The sequence below is a fragment of the Actibacterium pelagium genome (assembly GCF_002285415.1).
In the GTDB taxonomy this organism is placed as follows: Bacteria; Pseudomonadota; Alphaproteobacteria; order Rhodobacterales; family Rhodobacteraceae; genus Actibacterium_B; species Actibacterium_B pelagium.
Genome location: NZ_NSBU01000005.1, coordinates 289683 through 310996, shown reverse-complemented (window position 1 = coordinate 310996; position 21314 = coordinate 289683). Strand labels below are relative to the sequence as shown.

The 21314-nt window shown below is 58.0% G+C and carries 21 protein-coding genes; 7 read left to right on the top strand and 14 right to left on the bottom strand.

Features of this window, described 5'->3' with window-relative positions:
- Nucleotides 1–37: 37 nt before the first annotated feature.
- The gene (locus tag CLM58_RS06470; protein ID WP_095595110.1) at nucleotides 38–523 is read left to right on the top strand and encodes a peroxiredoxin; all 486 of its coding nucleotides are present in this window, start codon (nucleotides 38–40) and stop codon (nucleotides 521–523) included.
- A gap of 118 nt (nucleotides 524–641) precedes the next feature.
- Here the strand turns inward: CLM58_RS06470 and CLM58_RS06465 are convergent, their stop codons facing one another.
- The 5 genes from CLM58_RS06465 to CLM58_RS06445 are packed head-to-tail and all read right to left on the bottom strand — an operon-like array spanning nucleotide 642 to nucleotide 4189.
- Nucleotides 642–1454 carry a mechanosensitive ion channel family protein gene (locus CLM58_RS06465; RefSeq protein WP_095595109.1) on the bottom strand — a complete coding sequence of 271 codons (813 nt, stop codon included), beginning with the start codon at nucleotides 1452–1454 and terminating at the stop codon, nucleotides 642–644.
- Between the two features lie 17 nt (nucleotides 1455–1471).
- Entirely contained in the window at nucleotides 1472–1753 is a 282-nt protein-coding gene (locus CLM58_RS06460; RefSeq protein WP_095595108.1) for a 4a-hydroxytetrahydrobiopterin dehydratase, read from the bottom strand.
- A complete protein-coding gene (locus tag CLM58_RS06455; protein ID WP_095595107.1) occupies nucleotides 1746–2933 on the bottom strand; it encodes a GNAT family N-acetyltransferase in 1188 nt (395 codons plus the stop codon). Before CLM58_RS06455 ends, CLM58_RS06460 begins: the two co-directional genes overlap by 8 nt.
- Before the next feature lie 30 nt (nucleotides 2934–2963).
- The gene (locus CLM58_RS06450) at nucleotides 2964–3731 is read right to left on the bottom strand and encodes a glycerophosphodiester phosphodiesterase family protein (RefSeq protein ID WP_095595106.1); all 768 of its coding nucleotides are present in this window, start codon (nucleotides 3729–3731) and stop codon (nucleotides 2964–2966) included.
- Nucleotides 3728–4189 carry a RidA family protein gene (locus tag CLM58_RS06445; RefSeq protein WP_095595105.1) on the bottom strand — a complete coding sequence of 154 codons (462 nt, stop codon included), beginning with the start codon at nucleotides 4187–4189 and terminating at the stop codon, nucleotides 3728–3730. Before CLM58_RS06445 ends, CLM58_RS06450 begins: the two co-directional genes overlap by 4 nt.
- 252 nt (nucleotides 4190–4441) lie before the next feature.
- Here CLM58_RS06445 and CLM58_RS06440 point away from each other — a divergent pair, with 252 nt between their 5' ends.
- Nucleotides 4442–5179, top strand: coding sequence for an MlaA family lipoprotein (locus tag CLM58_RS06440; RefSeq protein WP_095595104.1), 738 nt, complete (start codon nucleotides 4442–4444; stop codon nucleotides 5177–5179).
- A complete protein-coding gene (locus tag CLM58_RS06435) occupies nucleotides 5169–5774 on the top strand; it encodes an MlaC/ttg2D family ABC transporter substrate-binding protein (RefSeq protein ID WP_095595103.1) in 606 nt (201 codons plus the stop codon). The genes CLM58_RS06440 and CLM58_RS06435 overlap by 11 nt, the downstream gene beginning before the upstream one ends.
- 28 nt (nucleotides 5775–5802) lie before the next feature.
- Here CLM58_RS06435 and CLM58_RS06430 read toward each other — a convergent pair whose 3' ends face one another.
- Nucleotides 5803–7974, bottom strand: coding sequence for a transglycosylase domain-containing protein (locus CLM58_RS06430; RefSeq protein ID WP_095595102.1), 2172 nt, complete (start codon nucleotides 7972–7974; stop codon nucleotides 5803–5805).
- Between the two features lie 282 nt (nucleotides 7975–8256).
- Here CLM58_RS06430 and CLM58_RS06425 point away from each other — a divergent pair, with 282 nt between their 5' ends.
- From CLM58_RS06425 to CLM58_RS06410, 4 genes are all read left to right on the top strand, one after another.
- Nucleotides 8257–8595 carry a P-II family nitrogen regulator gene (locus CLM58_RS06425; RefSeq protein WP_095595101.1) on the top strand — a complete coding sequence of 113 codons (339 nt, stop codon included), beginning with the start codon at nucleotides 8257–8259 and terminating at the stop codon, nucleotides 8593–8595.
- Nucleotides 8596–8635: 40 nt separating this feature from the next.
- Nucleotides 8636–9964, top strand: coding sequence for an ammonium transporter (locus CLM58_RS06420; protein WP_095595100.1), 1329 nt, complete (start codon nucleotides 8636–8638; stop codon nucleotides 9962–9964).
- Between the two features lie 234 nt (nucleotides 9965–10198).
- Nucleotides 10199–11017, top strand: coding sequence for a DUF2189 domain-containing protein (locus tag CLM58_RS06415; RefSeq protein WP_095595099.1), 819 nt, complete (start codon nucleotides 10199–10201; stop codon nucleotides 11015–11017).
- Between the two features lie 58 nt (nucleotides 11018–11075).
- Nucleotides 11076–11864: a DUF6782 family putative metallopeptidase gene (locus CLM58_RS06410; protein ID WP_143226534.1), complete on the top strand. Its 789-nt coding sequence runs from the start codon at nucleotides 11076–11078 to the stop codon at nucleotides 11862–11864.
- Nucleotides 11865–11964: 100 nt separating this feature from the next.
- Here the strand turns inward: CLM58_RS06410 and sseA are convergent, their stop codons facing one another.
- The 8 genes from sseA to CLM58_RS06370 form a co-directional block, all read right to left on the bottom strand.
- Nucleotides 11965–12813, bottom strand: a complete 849-nt coding sequence (gene sseA, locus CLM58_RS06405; protein WP_095595097.1) for a 3-mercaptopyruvate sulfurtransferase — start codon at nucleotides 12811–12813, stop codon at nucleotides 11965–11967.
- 64 nt (nucleotides 12814–12877) lie between these two features.
- On the bottom strand, nucleotides 12878–13354 hold the full coding sequence (gene smpB, locus CLM58_RS06400; protein ID WP_095595096.1) for an SsrA-binding protein SmpB: 477 nt from the start codon (nucleotides 13352–13354) through the stop codon (nucleotides 12878–12880).
- An 82-nt stretch (nucleotides 13355–13436) separates the two neighbouring features.
- Nucleotides 13437–14717: a serine aminopeptidase domain-containing protein gene (locus CLM58_RS06395; protein WP_095595095.1), complete on the bottom strand. Its 1281-nt coding sequence runs from the start codon at nucleotides 14715–14717 to the stop codon at nucleotides 13437–13439.
- A 180-nt stretch (nucleotides 14718–14897) separates the two neighbouring features.
- Entirely contained in the window at nucleotides 14898–16292 is a 1395-nt protein-coding gene (locus CLM58_RS06390) for a TRAP transporter large permease (protein ID WP_095595094.1), read from the bottom strand.
- 5 nt (nucleotides 16293–16297) lie between these two features.
- Entirely contained in the window at nucleotides 16298–16984 is a 687-nt protein-coding gene (locus tag CLM58_RS06385; protein ID WP_095595093.1) for a TRAP transporter small permease, read from the bottom strand.
- A 91-nt stretch (nucleotides 16985–17075) separates the two neighbouring features.
- The gene (locus CLM58_RS06380) at nucleotides 17076–18077 is read right to left on the bottom strand and encodes a TRAP transporter substrate-binding protein (protein ID WP_095595092.1); all 1002 of its coding nucleotides are present in this window, start codon (nucleotides 18075–18077) and stop codon (nucleotides 17076–17078) included.
- A 238-nt stretch (nucleotides 18078–18315) separates the two neighbouring features.
- Nucleotides 18316–19542 (bottom strand): sigma-54-dependent transcriptional regulator, encoded by a 1227-nt coding sequence (locus tag CLM58_RS06375; RefSeq protein ID WP_095595091.1) that lies wholly within the window; start codon nucleotides 19540–19542, stop codon nucleotides 18316–18318.
- Entirely contained in the window at nucleotides 19539–21311 is a 1773-nt protein-coding gene (locus CLM58_RS06370) for a sensor histidine kinase (protein ID WP_095595090.1), read from the bottom strand. Before CLM58_RS06370 ends, CLM58_RS06375 begins: the two co-directional genes overlap by 4 nt.
- Nucleotides 21312–21314 lie beyond the last annotated feature (3 nt).

Sequence of the window (21314 nt, the reverse complement as noted above, 5' to 3'; positions counted from 1 at the left end):
GTGACAAAGACATTGGCAATGCAACAAGGAGAGAGCCATGGGAATTTCGGTTGGAGACAAACTGCCTGACGCGCGGATGACCAGAATGGGTGCCGAAGGGCCCGAGAATGTTCAGCTGCACGACGTCCTGAGCGGTCGTAAGGTTGTGGTCTTCGCCCTGCCCGGTGCCTTTACCGGCCCATGTTCCACCATCCACCTGCCCAGCTTCATGAAGACCGCCGACCAGTATCGCGCAAAGGGCGTGGACGAGATCATCTGCATCGCGGTCAACGACCCCTTTGCGATGACGGCCTGGGCCAAGTCGACTGGCGCGGATGAAGCGGGCATCTCGATGCTTGCAGATGCCGAAGGTCAGCTGACCAACGCGCTGGAAATGGCCTTCACAGCCCCGCATCTGGGTCTGATCGGTCGCTCAAACCGCTACGCTGCGCTGGTCGACAATGGAGAAGTCGTCGCCGTGAGCGTCGATGATCCGGGCGTCTGTGATATTTCGACCGGTGAGAAATTCCTCGAAACGCTTTAAGTGCAGGCTCACTTGCTTCAAAAATGCGGCCTACCTAGGTAGCCGAGCGCCAATATAATAAGGGCCCACACATTCCTGTGCGGGCCCTTTAACATTGCTACTAACGCATTCCTCGACGTTATTCGGGAGAGTATTCGTTCTGGTGAATAACCATCTGCGTCGGGAACGGGATGTCGATGTTGTTGGCGTCGAACGCTTCTTTCACCGCGCGGGTCAGGTCAAACTTCAGGTTCCAGTACTCTGTGCGGTCACACCAGACACGGACCGTGAAATCAACCGAGCTGCCAGCAAGGTTGGACACTTTCACCAGAGGCTCTGGGTCGGTATGCGCCCGAGCATCGGCCTTGATACAAGCGCGGATGGTATCCTCGGCCAGTTTCAGGTCGCTGGAATACGAAACACCAAAAACGAAATCCACGCGACGCGTGTCGTGATAGGAAAAGTTGGTGATGGGCGCGCCAAAAACGTCGCCGTTCGGCAGGATGATTTGAACGTTGTCCGGGGTGGTCAACTCTGTGGTGAAAAGGGTAATCGCCGATACGGTGCCCGCGTGGCCGCCGGCCTCGATATAGTCACCGACCTTGAAGGGCCGGAAGCCCACCAGCATCACGCCCGCGGCAACATTCGACAAAGTCCCCTGCAGGGCCAGACCAATGGCCAGACCTGCGGCACCGATCAGAGCAGCCAGCGAGGTTGTTTCGATCCCGAAGCGGCCGAGAATAAAGATACCGGCCAACACGATGATGGCATAGCGGGCGACGCTGCCGAAAAAGCGCATCAGCGTGACATCCAACTCTTGGTGTTTGGTGCCTAGTTGCTCGATCTTCTTTTTGGCAAAGCCACTGGCCCAGATCGCGCCTAGGCCTATCGCCAGCGCATAGCCAATGTTGATCAAAATTTCGACAATGGTGTCCATTTGGGTCTCCGTCATTCAAATGTCTGAGCGGGTCAGAACAGTGTATCCATTTTGGATGCAAGCTTAACGTCGCGGTCAGTCACTCCGCCCGCGTCATGTGAGGTCAGAGTGACCTCTACTGTTTTGTAAACATTTGTCCATTCCGGATGATGGTTCCACTTCTCAGCCCACAGAGCAGCGCGAGTCATAAAGCCAAAAGCATCGACAAAATTCGAAAAGACATAGGTCTTAGTGATCGCATCACGCCCGTCAACTTTTTGCCAGCCGTTCGCCAGAAGTGACGCCAGCTCTTCTTCGGAAATCTTGTCAGTCATGTTCGTCCTCTTGCGTCTTTCGGAACGGACCATAGGCGGTCAGGATTTCAATTTCATCTGAAACCGCGTCGCGTTCGGCCTCTAGATAGTCGGAAATCGCTTGCGCGAACCCGGGATCGGCAGCCCAGTGCAGCGAGTGCGTCGTCACCGGTAAATAGCCACGCGCCAGCTTGTGTTCGCCCTGCGCCCCGGCCTCGACCCCTTGCAGACCATGGTCGATGGCGTAGTCGATCGCTTGGTAATAACACAGCTCGAAATGCATGCAGGGGAAATGCGCCGTGCAACCCCAATAGCGGCCATAAAGCGTCTCTCGCCCGATGAAGTTCAGTGCGCCGGCCAAATACTGACCATTCATCTCTGCAAGGACCAACAGGATGTCGTCTCGCAGCGTTTCTTGCGCGATGTCGAAGAACCGACGCGTCAGATAGGGGTTTCCCCACTTTCGCGCACCAGTGTCCTGATAAAAGCGCCAGAACGCGTCCCAGTGTTGTGGTTCGATCTGATCCCCGGTCAGTGACAGGATGTTTCCACCGAACCCCTGCGCTTGGGCGCGCTCTCTGCGGATGTTTTTGCGTTTGCGCGACGACAGGTCGGCGAGAAACGCATCAAAATCGGCGTACCCTCGGTTTTGCCAGTGAAACTGCTGGCCCGTTCGGTGCATCAGGCCAATCTGGCGGCCTGCTTCGGCCTCTTCCTCGGTGCAGAAGGTCACGTGCAGCGAAGACAGGTTGTTGTTCGACGCGATCTGCACCGCCCCCTGAACAAGCGCCGCCCGGCCCGTTTGCTCAAACCCCGTAAGGGTCAAGAATCGTCGGCCCGTCGCAGGCGTGAAGGGCACGGCGATTTGCAGCTTCGGGTAATAGCGGCCGCCAGCCCGTTCCAACGCATGGGCCCAGTTGTGGTCAAAGATATATTCACCCTGACTGTGGCTCTTTGCATAGAGTGGCGCAGCAGCGATCATGACCTCGCCTGCATGGGCGGTCAGGTATTGCGGGTGCCAGCCGGTGCCTTGCCCGACCGATCCGCTTTCCTCTAGCGCCAGCAAGAACCGATGTGTCGTGAAGGGATCAATCGGTCGCCCGCCCTCGAGCGTTTCGGGGGCGGCGCAGGCATCCCATTCCGCCGCCGGAATGTCGGCGATGCTTAAATGGGTCCGTATCTCAATCGGGGTCGCGTCCATGCCCTTAAACTGGAGATATCAGGCCCCGGGTCAAGGCATGCGCACCGGGGTATAGCCCTCAAAGGTCACGTTATGCGCAACTTTGCGCGCCTCTGCCTCTTCCGCTTGCGATCGGATCGTCCAGCATAGAACCTTTGCACCCTGAGATTTCAACTCGGCCACACGGTCTGCCCCAAGATCAGCGGCCTCATGGCTTATGAAACTGGCCCCCAATCGCTCAAAATCAGGGATCGTGCGCAGGTGCTCGCGCGTCTCTTCACGTAAAAGAGGCCAATCCTGCGCGTTGTAGTCACAGGTCACCAACCCCATCGGCCGCTCTGGCAGCAGACGGGACAGAACGGCGATGCTATGCGGATTGAACGACATCAGAGCTGCGTCGCCTTCGTAGTTTTCCAGAACCTCGGCAATCGACCGCTCCAGCGCGCCGACACTGGGCCCCATATGCCCATCCTGATCTTTCACCTCGATCAGAAGCGGCACCTGACCTGCGACAAGCTCCAGAACAGTTTTCAGTGTCGGGATGCCCTCTGAGCCGCCGGTCAGCGTCACGGCTTCTAATTCATGTGCATGGCGTTGCGCGATGGGGCCGTGCTCTTCGGTCAAGCGGCGCAAATCATAGTCATGAAAAACCATCGCCTGCCGGTCAGAAGACGGTTGTATATCGATCTCGATACCATAACCACCTGCTATCGCCGCCCGGATCGCGGCCAAGGAGTTCTCGGGGCGGCCATCCTTCCTGTCGTGGAGGGCCCGGTGCGTGATAGGCGCTTTTAGAAAGCTGTCGGGAAGTGGTGTCATCGGATCTGAAAAATGGCTTCGATCTCTACCGCGACGCCAAACGGCAATGATGCCGCAGATACCGCCGATCTTGCGTGGCGACCGGCGTCGCCCAGCACCTCGACCATCAGGTCCGAGGCCCCGTTAATGACCGCTGGCTGCTGGTCGAACTCGGGCGTCGAATTGACGAACCCCACAAGTTTCACCAAGCGTTGAACCCGGTCCAGATCACCATCACAAGCTGCCCGCGCCTGCGCCAACAGTGACAAAGCGCAACATTTCGCGGCCTCTGCCCCCTGCTCGACATCCAGATCAGCCCCAAGCTTGCCGGTAATCAACGCCCCATCCCGCGCCGAGATTTGCCCCGAAACATGCAACAGCGGTCCGACCTGCACAAACGGCACATAATTCGCGGCGGGCGCAGGCGCATCCGGCAGGGTGAGGCCAAGCGCCTCTAACCGGTCTTGTATTGCACTCATCTGGGTCTCCTGAGTCTTCATGCTTTAGAAAGACGCTAACGCGCTTCCAGCATGTGCGCAAACAACAGCCATAGTTTTGTGCAAAGCCGCAAGGATGTGGCGAAGTTGCTCGACAAATTTCAATTGTAGCGCTTCGGCAACTTGTGCGCAGGAAACTGTCTGGTCTAGTCTAGGCAAGAAGACACAAAAGCCTATTTAGCTGAATTAGAAGACGGCCCCTTTCTGCGGGGGTTTGAAAAAAGGTTATTTTTGATGCCGCGTTTACTGCAAGCTCTTGCCCTTGTGTCAGGCTTATTTCTTGCTGCCTGCTCTCAGACTGACCCAACCGCTGGATATAACGACCCGCTCGAATCCGCGAACCGTGGGGTCCACGCCTTCAACAAGGGGCTGGATACCGCCATCGTGCGCCCGGCATCGAAAGCCTATGGCACAGTGCTGCCCAAGCCCGTGCGCCAGGGCGTTAGCAATATCGCTTCGAACTTGGGTGAGCCCAGCAATGTGATCAACAATGTGATGCAGGGCCGCCTTGCGAATGCGGCTCATAACACGGTGCGTTTTGTCGCGAACTCGACCATCGGTCTGGCGGGTACTTTTGACGTGGCCACGGCCATCGGCCTGGAAGAGCGTGACACCGATTTCGGTGAGACCCTGCATGTCTGGGGCGCGCAGGAAGGGGCCTATCTTGAGCTTCCGCTGCTTGGGCCGTCAACCAGCCGCGACGCAGTCGGAACTGCCGTCGATTTCGTCCTGAATCCAGTTGAGACGATGTTCCACGATGATGTTCGCAAAGTGCAGACGGCCACCAATATCGGGTCACGACTTGGTGATCGTAACGACTTCTCAAATACCGTGGATTCGATCCTATATGACAGCGAGGACAGCTACGCGCAGACCCGCTTGACCTATTTGCAAAACCGACGCTTCAAACTTGGAGGGAGCGAAGCAGAGGTGCCTTATATTGACCCTTACGAGGATCCCTATGGCCAGTAACTCAACCCGCCGCCATGTTTTGGCCGGCCTGACCAGCGCCGGCGCCCTTTTGGCGATGGGCGCTCCCGCACAAGCCCTGACCACCCAGCAAGCCAGTGCCCTGATCGGGAAGGTGGTGGATGAGGTGAACACTGTCATCTCGTCCGGCCAGTCTCAGGACCGGATGATTGCCGCGTTCGAGAAAATCTTTGCGCGCTATGCTGATGTGCCGATCATCGCCCGCTCTGCCCTTGGGGTGGCCGCGCGATCTGCTTCGTCACCGCAGATGAACGCCTTCACCGAAGCGTTCCAAGGCTATATGGCACGCAAGTATGGCAAGCGTTTCCGCGAGTTCCAAGGCGGCAAGATCGAGGTATCCTCGGCCAAACAGGTCAAAAGCTTCTTTGAGGTTTCGACCACGGTCCGCGTTCCGGGCTCTGCCCCGTATGATGTGAAGTTCCTTGTCTCGGACAAAAGCGGCAAGGACCTGTTCTTCAACCTCATCATCGAAGGCATCAACATGCTGGCCAGCGAGCGCGAAGAAATCGGCGCAATGCTGGACAGCCGCAAGGGCAACCTTGATCTGTTGATCCGGGATCTGAAGACCGCCGGCTAAGCCCGATCAGGGCTAGCGAAACAGCTCTTTAGTTCCCGAACACCCCACGCAGAATATCGATCAGGACCCGCTCGACCGGGTCCGGGTCCCGTCGTCGATTGGTCTGACGAGGCCGGGTGTTCGTGTTGGTGTTGGTCTCTGTCGCGAAGGTTGGCGTCTGGCGCGGCACAGTCATTGGCAGGGGTTTGACCGGCAGCCCTTCGTGGACGCGCACCATGGTCTCTTTCCAGATATCTGCTGGCAAGCCGCCCCCGGTGACGCCCGTCAACGGCGTGTTGTCGTCATAGCCCATCCATACGCCAGCCACGTAGTCCGCCGTAAAGCCAAGGAACCATGCGTCGCGTGCGGCTGAGGTGGTGCCGGTCTTGCCCGCGGCCTCGCGGCCCGGCAGCCGAGCACGGGTCCCTGTGCCCTCGGCCAGAACGCGGCTCATCATATAGGTCAGGCTGCGGGCTGCTTCGGTCGTGATGACCCGTTCGCCCAAGCCGCCCTGCTGCGTGAACAAAGGCTCTCGGTCCCCCTGAAGGCGCAGGTCGATCAACCCATATGGCGTCACCGACTGGCCACCGTTCAGGATGCCGGCATAGGCGCCAGTCATTTCCAGCAATGTCGACTCTGACGCGCCAAGCGCCAGTGCAGGACCATCGGCCAGATCGCTTTCGATACCAAAGTCATTGGCAATCTTGCGGACGGCGTCGCGCCCCATTTCTTCCGACACTTTTACCGCCGGAATGTTCAGCGACTGCGCCAGCGCCTGTGTCAGCGTGACCTTGCCCTTGAAGTCCTTGGTGTAGTTCTTCGGGCAATATTCGCCCGAGCCCGGCACGTTCAGACAGTAAGGTTCGTCCACCACCGTCGCGTTCGGCGTAAACCCATAATCAAGCGCGGCGGCATAGACGAAGGGCTTAAACGCAGACCCCGTCTGGCGTTTCGCCATTGTTGCCCGGTTGAAAGCACCCGAAACCTTGGTCTGCCGACCACCCACAATCGCCCGCACAGCCCCGTCCGAGGACATCACGACGATCGCCGCCTGAGCCTCTGATCCAGCGCGGACCTTGGTTTCAAAGATATACTGCATCGCGTCTTCCGCAGCTCTTTGGATACGCTGATCCAGTGTCGAGCGGATGATGACATCTTCGGTCGTATCGTTGGTCAGGAAGGCGGGGCCGCTTTCCATGACCCAATCGGCGAAATAGCCCCCCGCCCGCGCCTGCGCTGCACGTGACAGCTGCGCCGGGTTGGCCTTGGCGACAGCCGCTTCTTTCGCGCTGAGATAGCCCTGATCCTCCATCAACCCCATCACAAGATTGGCGCGATCCTGCGAGCGTTTCAGGTCGTTAGTCGGCGCATATTTCGTCGGCGCAACAAGCAAACCCGCCAGCATTGCGGCCTCGGACGCGTTCACCTTGTTCGCGGATTTCCCGAAATAGCGTTGGGCCGCGGCCTCGAACCCGCGCGTCCCCGCGCCCAGATAGGCACGGTTGAAATAGATCGTCAGGATTTCCGACTTGGTGTACTTGGCTTCCATCGCCATCGCATAGATGGCCTCTTTCGCCTTGCGCCAAAGCGTGGTGCGGCGACAGTCAGCCTCGTAAGCGGCTTCGTTCTTCCATTTCTGGGGATCATAGGGATCCCCCAAGCACAACAGTTTGGCTGTCTGCTGCGTCAGAGTGGACCCGCCATGGCCCGACAAAGGGCCCCGGCCTTCGCGCAGGTTGATGCGAACCGCGCTTGCAATCCCGATCGGATCAACACCGGGGTGCCAGTAAAAACGTTTATCCTCGGTCGCGACTACGGCGTTTTTCAGCGCAGGCGCAACGGTATCGGCCGAAATCTGGCCGCCGAACTGGTCCCCGCGCCACGCGAAGACCTTGTCATTCCGGTCGAGGATCGTCACCGATCCACGCGTGCGGCCATCAAGCAAATCGGTCACAGGGGGCAAAGTGACGTAAAAATAGGCGACTGCAACCGCGACCACTAATCCGCCGATAAGCGCCACGCGAGAGCCGACAATCCACACCAAACGGGTAATCCAACGGAAGATACCTCGGAAGAATCGCGTAAAGACGTTTCCACCCTTCTTCGCAGGCGTTGCTGCACGCCGCCGTTTGGCCGGCGCAGCCTTCTTCCGTTTAACCGGTTGCTTCTTTTGGCGTTTTTCGCCCATCAGGCGCGGCGTTTTCCCGCGATTACTGCTCATTTCCCGTCCCCTTTGGGGTTCTACGAGCGCAAGATACCCCGCATTTGCGTAAATGTGGAGCGGGAACGAGCGGCGAGGTTTCCCCCGCAATTACTGGCCTATTGACTTCAAACTGTGCTCAAAATTTGCCCCGCACAAACTTTAGCGCTCAATTTTTAATCATATGCTTATTTCGAGGTCTATTTTCACGACCCGAATCTTGAGACATCACCCCGATCTTCGTCTTCATGCCCCCCATGGACCCGCAAGGGCCCCAGAACCTTACGTGGAAGGGGAAGAAACGTGAAACTAATCATTGCTGCAATCAAGCCGTTCAAGCTGGAGGAAGTGCGCGAGGCGCTCACGTCCATCGGTGTACGCGGAATGATGGTGACCGAGATCAAGGGCTTCGGCTCGCAGTCGGGTCACACCGAAATCTACCGCGGCGCGGAATACGCCGTGAACTTCGTACCGAAGGTCAAGCTCGAGATCGTGGTTTCCGCCGCGATGGCAGACCAGGTGGTCGAAACCATCCAAACCACCGCAAAAACCGACAAGATCGGCGACGGCAAAATCTTCGTCCTCGATGTCAATCAGGCCGTGCGCGTTCGTACCGGCGAGAGCAACGAAGACGCGCTGTAAGACGCGCCGAACCGATCCTCGAGAAAAAGGACTAATTCAAATGAAACTGACCAAACTCCTCCCGGCAGCAGCGCTAGTAGCGCTTCCGTCGATGGGTCTTGCACAGGACACTGTCGCCGGCGTCGATGCCTCGACCGACAGCGTCTTTATTTTCAACTCGCTGCTGTTCCTGATCGGCGGCTTCCTTGTGTTCTGGATGGCAGCTGGTTTTGCCATGCTGGAAGCAGGCCTGGTGCGCTCCAAGAACGTGACCATGCAGCTGACCAAGAACATCGCGCTGTTCTCGCTGGCCGCGATTTTCTATTACCTGATCGGCTACAACCTGATGTACCCGCTGGGCACATGGTCGGTTGAAGGCGTTCTGTCTGGCGTCTGGGGCCCCGGTGTTCTGGAAGCTGTTGGCGTTGGCCGTGATGGCGCAGACGACTATGGCTATGCCTCGACCGGTTCGGACTTCTTCTTCCAGCTGATGTTCTGTGCGACCACCGCATCGATCGTTTCGGGTACTCTGGCCGAGCGCATCAAACTGTGGCCGTTCCTGATCTTCACCATCATCCTGACCGCAGTGATCTATCCGCTGCAGGCGTCGTGGAAATGGGGCGGTGGCTTCCTGGACGAAGCTGGCTTCCTGGACTTCGCTGGTTCGACCGTTGTTCACTCGGTAGGTGGCTGGGCCGCTCTGACCGGTGCGATCATCCTTGGTCCGCGTATCGGCAAGTACAAAGATGGCCGCACTGTTCCGATCCCGGGTTCGAACCTGACGCTGGCAACTCTGGGTACGTTCATCCTGTGGCTGGGTTGGTTCGGCTTCAACGGCGGTTCGCAGCTGGCAATGGGCACCGTAGGTGACGTGGCCGACGTATCGCGCATCTTCGCCAACACCAACACGGCTGCTGCCGGTGGCGCAATCGCTGCCCTGCTGCTGACCCAGTTCATGTACAAAAAGCCTGACCTGACCATGGTACTGAACGGCGCACTGGCCGGTCTGGTATCGATCACCGCTGAACCGCTGACCCCGTCTCTGGGTGCAGCAACCCTGATCGGTGCTGTCGGTGGTGTAATCGTGGTCTTCGCGGTTCCGTTCTTGGACAAGCTGAAGATCGACGACGTCGTGGGCGCGATCCCGGTTCACCTGATGGCAGGTATCTGGGGCACCATCGCGGTTGTCTTCACCAACGGTGACGCATCGCTTGGCACCCAGCTGTACTCGATCGTTGTGGTCGGCATCTTCACCGTCGTCGCCTCGGGTGTTGTTTGGTTCATCCTGAAAGCCACCATGGGCATCCGTGTCGGCGAGGAAGAAGAGATCAACGGCCTGGATATGGCAGAGCTGGGTATGGAAGCATATCCCGAGTTCTCGAAAGGCTGACGACCCTTCCTGTCAGTTTGAGAAGCTTAACCCGGGCGGTTCCGCCCGGGTTTTTCGTTTTTAGTGTGCCGCATGTCGCGCTGGCGAATTTGCCCGAAGACCCCGCCACACTCTCCCCTCTTGCCCAAAGACCTCTGCTGCTCCAGACTTGGGCATGGAAGCGCGATGTCTGTTTAGCCCTAGGTCTGTTGGAAACCGGACCTCTGCGGCGCCATGCTTTGGGAGGAGTGTGCCATGACATCCAATACCGAAGGGTCCATCCATTCGGACAATCAGGCGCCGCACCAGCCGGTCATGCCGACGGTCAACAAAGTAACCTCAGAAGATATCAAAGCATCGCTAAAGGCCGGGTTTTCCGACTTTCTGGCGCGCCCGTTAATGAGCGGCTTCTTCGGCCTGTTCTACGCGGTTTTCGGCATCCTGTTTGTCTGGGCACTGGTCTGGCTTGGCAAAATCTGGATGATCATTCCTGCGGTCGTCGCCTTTCCGCTTGTCGCCCCTTTTGCCGCCGCCGGGCTTTATGAAATGTCCCGCCGGATGCAGAAAGATGAGAGTTTCGGCTGGTCTGAAATCCTGACTGTCATAGCCAACCAGCGCAAACGCGAGATGGGCTGGATGGCATTTGTCACCCTGTTCATCTTCTGGGTCTGGGCCTATCAGGTTCGGCTTTGGTTGGCGATCATCCTAAGGGATGCCTCTTTCTCGGACTTTTCGGGGTTTCTGAACACGGTATTTTTCACGCCGGAAGGCTGGACGTTCCTTCTGGTCGGCTCCTGCGCCGGAGCGTTTCTGTCAGCCGTACTGTTCACCGTAACCGTCGTGGCCATGCCGTTGCTGCTGGACCGTGAAACCAACTTTGTGTCCGCCATGCTGACCTCGATCCAAGTCGTTAAGGAAAACCCGGTGGTCATGCTGACCTGGGCGGCAATCATCTCGATCACGATGCTGCTGTCGCTGGTTCCCGCATTTTTGGGGCTGATCTTCACCCTTCCGATTCTTGGGCATACCACGTGGCATCTTTATCAACGGGCCGTGGTACCGGCGGAGGCGTGATGAATTCTGCCCTAACAGAAATCGACTGGATGCTATTTCGACTGCGGGCTTTTAACTGATGCGTTTCACCCTAGCGATATTGGTATCACTGGCGACCTCTGTAGGTGCGAAGGAGATCTGCATTTCGCATCCCTATACTACCATGCCGACAGCCGCGCACCGCGAAATTGTCAGTATCTTTCGGGGTGTCGCACCGACGCTGAAACGGTTCCCTTCGCTGGAAACTGCGGTCTCGAACATGACACCAGAACTCTGCCTGTCGGATCAGATGCACAATGCCCATGCTTATTTGGATGTCGACAAAAACAGGATTGTCATAAGCCAGAGACTGAACACAAGCATGCAGATCGGTGTGCTTCTGCACGAAATCCGGCATCTGGAACAGCTTGCGATCGGTGCCTGCCCCTCAGAAGACTTGGCCATGAAAGAGTACGCTCGTGCGACCTTTGCAATGGAGGCTGACGCAAGCGCGATTTCATTGTTGGTCGCGTGGAATATGGCGAACCACGGCAATGACAGGGTTTGGGCCGCGTTGTCAGCATGGCCGACGCAGAAAGACATTGCCGTCAGGTTTGAAGAGGAAATGACGAAATCAGGGGATTTGGCTGCCGCGACCACGGCAGCGTTTGATCAATGGTATCGGTCCCCAGACCGCCGAGAATCCTACTACCTGTCAGCATGTCACCAGTATTTGGACCGAATTGATGAAAGCCATGCGCTGCCTCGATATAACCTGCTTCCCGAAGGTTTCTTGGAAGACCTTTGCGTTCTTCCAGACGGCAAAGGGTATTCCTGCTCAGCTCCAACCCGCGCTTTACGCGAGCCCGCGACGTCGTCCAAAAACTGATGTAACGTCGGCCGAGGTCAAGCTAACTGAGCCGCGACCGCAAGGCCAAGCATGACCGACATGACAGGCCCCCGGCAAGTTAGGCCGCTGTGAGAAAGAGTTATCCAGTTGCGATCCGCAACCCTGGGTACGCGCCCCACTCGGCCCAAGACCCGTCGTAAAGCGCGTGATCGGTCTTACCCATCCGCTCCATTGCCAGACACAGGATTGCGGCCGTCACACCTGATCCGCAGCTGGTGATCGCGGGTTTGGACAGATCGACCTTGGCCGCCTCGAACTGGGCGCGCAGGGCGTCGGGCTCTTTCATCGTACCATCGGCATTCAGCAGTTCGCCGAAAGGCAGGTTTATCGAGTTCGGAATATGACCCGCCCGCAAGCCGGGGCGCGGCTCGACCGCTTCGCCGCGGAACCGTTCGGGCGCGCGCGCGTCAATGATCTGATAGTCCCCCAGCTTTGAGGCTGAGGCGACTTGTGTCACGTCCTTCACCATCTGCGGCTGGAAGTCGACGATCATATGGCGGTCACGGATCACCGGTGGCAGATCGGTAAAGGGACGGCCCTCGGCCTGCCACTTTGGCAAACCGCCGTCCAGAACGGCGACGTTCATCTGCCCCATCAGGCGGAACATCCACCATACACGCGCGGCCGAGAACAACCCGTGGCTGTCATAGACCACAACCTGATGGCCATCGCCCACACCCATCGCCCGCAGGCGGGACATGAATTTCTCGACCGGCGGCACCATGTGCGGCAGGTCCGAGCGCTTGTCAGCGATGGCGTCGATATCAAAGAAACGGGCGCCGGGGATGTGGCCAGCAAGGTATTCCGCATGGGCGTCGCGGTCTGATCCCGGCAAGAACCACGAGGCATCCAGAATGCGAATGTCTGGATCGCGCAAATGCGCCGCCAACCAATCGGTCGAGACCAGTGTCTTGGGATCGTCCTGCATAGCGCCCTCCGTCATCGCGTTCCTGCCAGTTTTAGAGAGGCTTGCCAGTTCAGGCAAGACGGTGTCAGTCGCCGTGGCGAAGCAAGCGCTGTTTCTGGCGGTTCCAGTCGCGTTTGGCCTCGGTCGCGCGTTTGTCCTGATTTTTCTTACCCTTGGCGATACCAATCTTCAGCTTGGCGATGCCTTTGTGGTTGAAATACAGAACCAGCGGCACAAGGGTCATCCCCTTGCGTTGCGTTTCGTTCCACAGCCGCGACAGTTCTTTCTTGGACACAAGAAGCTTGCGCTTGCGACGCTCTTCGTGGCCCCAGGTTTTTGCCTGCTCATAGGGCGCGATGTAAGAGTTGATCAACCACAGCTCTCCGTCTTCGACGCTGGCATAGCTGTCGGCGATATTGGTGCCACCTTTACGCAGGGCCTTTACTTCGGAACCGTGCAGCACGACGCCGCACTCGAGGTCATCCTCGATTGCATAGTCATAACGGGCACGCCGGTTCTCGGCGATCACCTTGTAATTTGGATCTGTCTTCGGTTTGGCCATAACGGGGATGTATGGGGTCCAAGGGGCGCTGTCCAGAGGTGAGCACCACACCTTTTAATCTGTGGGAATATGTCTTGGCGCTTCAACGCGGTAGGCGTGTGGACATGCGGAAGAACCAGTCAACGGCTGAGATGGCAACTGACCTCTCGGCATCTCTTTCCTTGTACAGCTCGTGGAACGCGCCCTTGATCGGGATGAACAGGCAATTGTAGTTGCCGAAAGTGACCAGACTTTCGGCATTCATGTCGTCACAGAAATCACTGTGGCGCTTCAGGTCCGGCTCTTTCCCGCTGCCACTGCGGAACTGCCTGTACGCGCGCAGATCCCGCGTTCCGGTCATCAGCAAGACGGGCATATCCGGCATCTTTTCAAGGTTCTTCGACTTTCGCATTTGTCTGTTGAACCTTGAGGCCTCTTTCACCCAACCGTTGGTCGACCCGCCAAGTTGGGGGCCGGTCCAGAATTCGCCCTCGGCGTATTCTTCAGCCGCAATCTTCGCCCAATCAAAGGCGTCCCACATGTGGGTCCGCAGATCATATCGGGTCCGACTATGCGTCATGATGCTTTCGGTGTCCGGCACAAAGCTTCGGCTTCCCGTGACATAGGGGCCAAAGTCTGCCTCATTCGCATATTCGGCGCATTTTTCCGTGTTGAACCAAGAAAGCACGCCACATCGCAGGTTGGCTTGTGAATTGGCCCCAAATTCCGAGAAGGTGCGAAGGGCCAACCAAGTCGCATCCGTATCCACGAAGCTGATGTAGTTTACATGGATCATCGGCCCAAGAAGGGCTGCGGCCGCGAATGGCGTCTCTGCACCGTTGGTTTGGAAATACCCAATGCCGATGGCCCCACCCAAAGAGTTCGATGTGAAAAACCGCGGGTAATCGGCCGGTGCGCCAAGTGCCGAAAGGTCGGCCTGCATGGCTGAAACCACAACGTCCAGATCACTGATATAGTCCTCGAAACGTGCGACATGCCCCTTAAGCGGGTCCTTCAGCATACGTGGCGACAGTCCCTGCCCACGGTGATCCACCGCGTAGATCGGGCCATATCCCAAAGCGATGAAATCCAGGGCTGTTTCCAAATACTCGTAAGCCGGTTCGGTCCGTCCCGGGGCGATCAGAATGGCGCCGCTATCTCCGATCACACAGCTGAAACGGCTGTATCGAACCACATAGTCGTCAGCGGGGTTCGCCACGGATTTCCGCGCCCAGAAGGGCTCTGCGAATTCAGGGCTGCAAGGCGCATCCTCGGAGTACAGCGGGACGACTGTCTGGAAGACCTTGCCCTCCTCCAAAGCGAAGGCCGGAGAGGAAAAAACCAAAGATAATACTGTGATTAGTTTGAACCAAAAATGACGCAATCAACCCTCCATCCCCAGAGATGGTCGAGACCGACCGTATCATTTTTGGGGCTAAACTCAAAAGATCGGCGTCTGAAAAGGGGAAGTGCTGCCAAAAACCCTGTGGGTCGTTTCAAAGAAAAAGGCGGCGCACCGTGCAGTGCGCCGCCTTTAGTTTCATCCCGTTTAAGGACGAAACCGCTAGTTGGTGATGATTTCCGGCCCCATCAACGTGGTCGGCAACCATGTCGATATGAACGGCACGTAAGTCACCAAGATCAGGAAGACGAACAGGACAGCCAGGAACGGCAGCGCCGCCCGGACCACTTTCATCATCGGCATCCCTGCCACGCCCGAGGTCACGAAGAGGTTCAGACCCACCGGCGGTGTGATCATCCCGATCTCCATGTTCACGACCATGATGATACCCAGATGGATCGGGTCGACGCCCAGCTCGATAGCAATCGGGAACACCAGCGGTGCAACGATCACGATCAGGCCCGAGGGCTCCATGAACTGGCCACCGATCAGCAGGATCACGTTGACCATGACAAGGAACATGATCTTGCCGAAACCAGCCGACAGCATCGCTTCGGCGATTTGCTGCGGGATCTGCTCGTCGGTCAGAACGTGCTTCAGGATCAGCGCGTTGGCGATGATGAACATCAGCATGATGGTCAGCTTGCCCGCGTCGAACAGGGTGTGGCGCGTGTCCTTGTGCCAAAGCGCGGTCAACAGGGCATGGGGCTTGTTGATCAGCGGGGTCGGGGCATTGCCCTCTCCGGCCGACAGCGGTCCCATGTCGCGATAGATAAAGCTTGCCACGATGAACGCATAGACAGAGGCCACAGCCGCCGCCTCGGTCGGGGTGAAGATCGCCTTGGTGATGCCCGGGATACCGTAGATCCCAACCATGATGATGACGATCAGCATCAGGCCCCAGAAAGCTTCGCGGAAGGACGCACCGATTTCGGACCATCCGGCCCATTCACCTTTGGGCAGGTTCTTGATCTTGGCGATCAGGTAGATGGTCAGCATCAGCATACCACCCGCCATCAGGCCCGGGATCACACCCGCAAGGAACATACGGCCCACTGACACGTCGGTTGCCGAGGCATAGACCACCATCACGATCGACGGCGGGATCAGGATGCCCAGCGTACCGGCGTTACAGATGACACCCGCTGCGAAGTCCTTGGAATACCCCACCTGGCGCATGGCTGCGATCACGATGGTACCAATGGCCACAACGGTTGCCGGGGACGACCCCGACAGGGCGGCGAAGATCATACAGGCGAAGACACCCGCAATCGCCAGACCACCCGGGAAGTGACCAACACAGGCGATCGAGAACCGCACGATCCGTTTCGCAACCCCACCGGTCGACATGAAGCTCGACGCGAGGATGAAAAACGGGATCGCCAGCAGGGTATAGTGCCCGGCCATCGCCTGGTACATCGACTGAGCGATCGAGGCGAGCGATGTCTCCGAGAACATCAGCAGGAAGATCATCGAAGACAGGCCAAGGCTGACCGCGATCGGCACACCGATCAGCAGCAGGCCGACGACCATTGTAAATAGAAAGACAACATCCATCGGTCTTATTCCTCGTATTCGCCGTGCGCTACGCGCTCGACTTCTTCTTCGGCTTCATGGCTGACAATCAGGCTGTCTTGCGTGCCTCTGATGATACGGATTGTTGCCTGTACCACGCGCAGAAGGATCAGCGCGGCGGCGAACGGAATCATGGCATAGGGAATGACGCGCGGAAGCTTGTCGTAGGCCTCGCCATAGTTGATCGCGTCTTCCAGCCAGCGGAAGATGCCCAGCATCGGCACCTGATCGGTCACATAAAAGGCGCGGTCGCGGACCCCTTCGGTAAAGCCCAGCGGGAACCAGCGGCCCTCTGTCGGCTGAAGCGCGGCGAACGGTGCCCAATAGTCATAGGCCCCTTTCATCAGCAGGAACGCATAAGCGAAACACGCAAAGGCCGACAACAAAGCGACGATCCGGCGTGGCCGGTCAGGCAGAAGGTTCGTGACTGCATCCACCCCAAGGTGCGAGGTCTTTTTGAACCCATAAGAAATTCCCAAAAGAACCAACCAGGCAAAGAGGATCAACACGACCTCTAGCCCCCAGATCAATTGGCTGTTGAAAAGGTAGCGCAGCACAACGTTCACGAAGGTGATGACCGTCATCAGCCCCAGAAGGACTGCGATCAGAGTTTCTTCGAAATTGTCGATGAAGCGTGCGATACCAGATTGCGGTGCATCATGATGAGATGACATCTTGACCCCTTCCCCTCGATGGTACCGGTCTCTTTGCCCGGAAAGTGACCGGCCCCGAAAATCTCGGGGCCGGCTGTTCTTGTGAGTGGTATTAGTTGGACGCGTTGAACGCCTGAGCGGCTGCGATGTTGTCTGCGCCTACGTCAGCTTCGAACTTCGACCAAACGGGCAGCATTGCATCAACCCATGCCTGACGCTGTTCTGCGGTCAGCTCACGGATAACGCCACCGGCGTCCAGAACCGCCTGACGGTTGCTCGAGTCAACTTCACCGATGGCTGCGTTACGCTCAGCGGTTACTTCGTGCATGATGGTGGCCAGCTGGTCACGAACGTCAGCGTCCAGACCTTCCCACCAGTCAACCGAAGTCACGACCATGTAGTCGATCAGGCCGTGGTTGGTTTCGGTGATACCGTCCTGAACTTCGAAGAACTTCTGGCCGTAGATGTTCGACCAGGTGTTTTCCTGACCGTCAACAACGCCGGTCTGCAGGGCGCCATAAACTTCCGAGAAGGCCATCGGCTGCGGCGATGCACCCAGGGCTTCCATCTGGGCAACCAGAACGTCCGAAGGCTGAACGCGGAACTTCAGGCCCGACGCGTCAGACGGCGAAATCAGCGGCTTGTTGGCCGAGAACTGCTTCAGGCCGTTGTGCCAGAAGTCCAGACCCAGAAGGCCGCGGCGAACCATCGACTCTTTCATGGCCTGACCGGTGTCCGAGTTCTGGAATGCGTCTACAGCATCCATGTTCTTGAACATGAACGGCAGGTCGAAGATGCGGAACTGCTTGGTGAAGGTTTCGAACTTCGACAGCGACGGGGCCGCCATCTGAACGTCACCCTGAAGCATGGCTTCCAGAACCTGGTCGTCGTTGTACAGGGTCGAGTTCGGGTAGACTTCGACGCAGGCCTTGCCGTTCATCTCGGTGTTCACACGTTCTGCGAACAGGGTGGCTGCGATCCCTTTCGGGTGTCTGTCAGTGTTGGTTACGTGGCTGAACTTGATGACCATTTCACCAGCGTCGCACGCGGCGGACGCGGCGTTCGCGGTGACGGACAGCGCCAGAGCTGTCGCGGCTGCGGTGAGAAACTTCATATTCTCCTCCCAGAGATTTTTTGATGTCGCATTGCCCCCTCCGGGCAACTATCTCTAGTTCGCCCGATATTTGGCCAGTCACTCAAGAGAAAACTTTTCGCCCCTTCTGGAGGCGAATTTTTCTTTTTATTTACAATAAACTAAGGGTCGGCACAGGACGTCAAAACTGCGCCGGAAAACAGGGGGTGGGCGAATTTCCACACAGGGTAATTTCAGCACTGTGCGGATTTCCACACAGTCAGCTGCGATAGTCCTCGGGACGAATCCCATGGCGCGCCAGCTTATCGTAGAAAGTTTTACGGGGCAGCTTCAGCATTTGCGCGGTCGCCGACGCGGCGCCGTCATTGCGCCTAAGAGCGTCGATAAGCAGGGATTTTTCGACCTGCGCCATCTGTTCAGCCAAGCCCAAACCCTCGTTTTCCACCGGTTCCGACAAGCCCATGGCAAAGCGCATGGCGGCATTCATCAGGGCGTGCGCATTGCCCGGCCATTTCTCGACCATGATGCGGGCTAGATACTCTTGCGGGATATCGGGTTTTGGCAGGTCGGCCTGCTCGCAGGTCAGTGAAACATAGTGACGGAACAGTGCCGGGATATCTTCGGCCCGCTCGCGCAGCGCGGGGATGGCGATGCGGATCGCCTGCAATCGAAACGCAAGATCCGAAATGAAATGCCCCTCTTGGACTTCGTAATCCAGATCGCGGTGGGTCCCTGCGATGATCCGGCAACGAGGGATATCCTCGACCCGTTCCAACAGCGCATTCTGCAGCGCCGGGCTTAGCCCCGTCACCTCGTCCAGAAACAGCGTGCCGCCGTCGGCCTTCTCGATCTCTTTTGCCAACTGGCTGGCGTCCAACGCCGCGGCCGAGCATTTGACAAAGGGGCGCATGGCGGCGCCGGACAAAAGGTGGATCACCTCGGCGACCTTGGAGATACCCGTGCCGTGTTCGCCCGTGATCAGAACCCAGGCCTGCGTCCTTGCCGCCAGACGGGCTTGGTTTCGCAGGTCATGCGCCTTGGCGGAGTCCCCCATCAGGATACGCGCAGCCGCGTCACCGGTTTCTGCCATCCGGCGCAGACGACGGTTTTCCAAAACCAAGGTCCGCGTCCGCAGCGCCTTTTCGACGATCGCCAGAATCTCGCTTGGCGCGCAGGGTTTTTCCAGAAACTCGAACGCGCCCTCGCTCATCCCGCGCACGGCCATAGGGATGTCGCCTTCGCCGGTCAGCAAGATGACCGGCAGGTCCGGATCGACGCCGCGCGCATATGTCAGCAGCTCGAACCCATCTTTGCCCGGCATCCGAATGTCGCTGATAATCACCCCGTCGAAAGTTTTCGTGATGTGATCCTTGGCCTCGATATAGCTGCCGGTCAGCACCGGCTCGAGCCCGGCCAACTGGAACGTTTGCCCCAAGGCCTCGCGCACCGCCAAATCGTCGTCGACCAGAAGAACTTGCCGCGTCATGATGCCTCTCTCTCAGCTTCCGCAGCCTTTAGCTCTACCGTGAACAGTGCGCCACCCTCTGGGTGGTTCTGCCCACGGATATCCCCACCAAAGCTTTGCACCAGACCATAGCTGATCGACAGGCCCAGCCCCATCCCTTCGGCAGCTCCTACATTCTTGGTCGAATAGAAGGGGTCGAACACGCGCTCGGGTTCTTTCAGGCCGGGCCCGGTATCGCGCACCCGCAGCCTGACGATGTCACCGGCCTGCTGAATGTCGATTTCGACCCGTTGGTCTTCGATGCCATCCATTGCGTCTATTGCGTTCGAGATCAGGTTCACCGCCACCTGCTGTAGGCGAACCTCGCCCCCGCGCACCATCACAGGGTCCGCGGGCTTGGACCAATCAATCTGCAATCCATTTCGATTGGGACGGGCGGAACACAGTTCGATCGCGGCATCCACAACCTCTGCCAGATCTACATTCGTAATTGGTTCGCTCTCTTGCCGCGCAAACGCGCGCAGGTTTTTGATGATCCGCCCCATGCGCCGCGCAAGCTCCGAGATGCGCGACAGGTTATCGCCCATCGCCTCGGTATTGCCGAGTTTGGCAAACTGCTGGCCGTTCTCAGCAAATGAACGGATCGCCATCAGTGGCTGGTTCAGCTCGTGACTGATACCGGCCGACATTTTACCAAGCGCGCTTAGCTTCCCGGCCTGCACCAGATCGGCCTGCGCCCGCCGTAGGGCAGCCTCGGCATCTTCACGTTCTTTGATCTCGTGGCGCAGGCTGATGTTCACCTCTGACAGCGCCTTGGTCCGCGCGGCAACCCGCCCTTCCAGACGCGCGTTCGCGGCTTCCTCGATCTGCAGTTTCTCGGCCAGCGTGCGGCGCCGTTCCGAGGCAACAAACAGGAAGGCAACAAAGGCAAAGCCTAGCGCAGCGGCAACCGCGCTTGCCGAAAGGGCAACCGAAACAGCAGGCGCAATGCTGATCAGGATCGACCCCTTCATGTTAACGACCGGCAGATCACGTTCGATATGCAACGCGGTTTCCGGCAGGTAGGGTCCTGCCTTTAGCTTCCAGGTTTCATGGCCGGTCCAATGGCTGATCTTGCGTTGGCTGATATAGCCCTCATCCGACCACCTGTCTGTCAGCACTAGTTCACTGCGGTTCGAAACAAATATCCGCCCGCGCGTATCGGTGAAGAAGATCGCAGCGGCAGAGGTCGGCCAATTCTGTTCGAACAGCCAGATATCCACGTCGACCACGACACTTCCGATCGCAGGACCCCCTTCTTTGAAAATCGGGGCGGCAAAGGTAAACACTCGTTGGTTCAGCCCGCTTCCAGCAAGTTGAACCCTGTTGTCAAAGCCCAAGGCCCCGTTCAAAGCCCGCGCCAGCGGTGGGAGTGTGGGATCCAAAGCCGTTTCCTCTGGATCGGAAACCTCTGTTTCCGGCAGGACATTCCCGTTCGTATCGACCAGCTTGATCGCGAAAGCGCCTGTCATATCCGCCATGGAACGCAACAGAAGTTCAGTCTCCTGCGCCAGATCATTCCCCTCCAGCTGAGCGATCAGAACCGGATGCCTTGACAGGACGACGGCAAGCTCCCGGTATCGCATCAGGTGCCCGGTCAGGCGGTCAGAGGCAAGAACAAGGTCAAGGTCAGCGCGTTGGGAAATCTGGTCGACGGCATTTCGATAGGCAAAGACCCAGACCCCGGCACTGAACAGTGCCAGCAGGACAACAGCCAGAATGAAAGAGGTCACACGCCAAGAGAAGGTCATCTG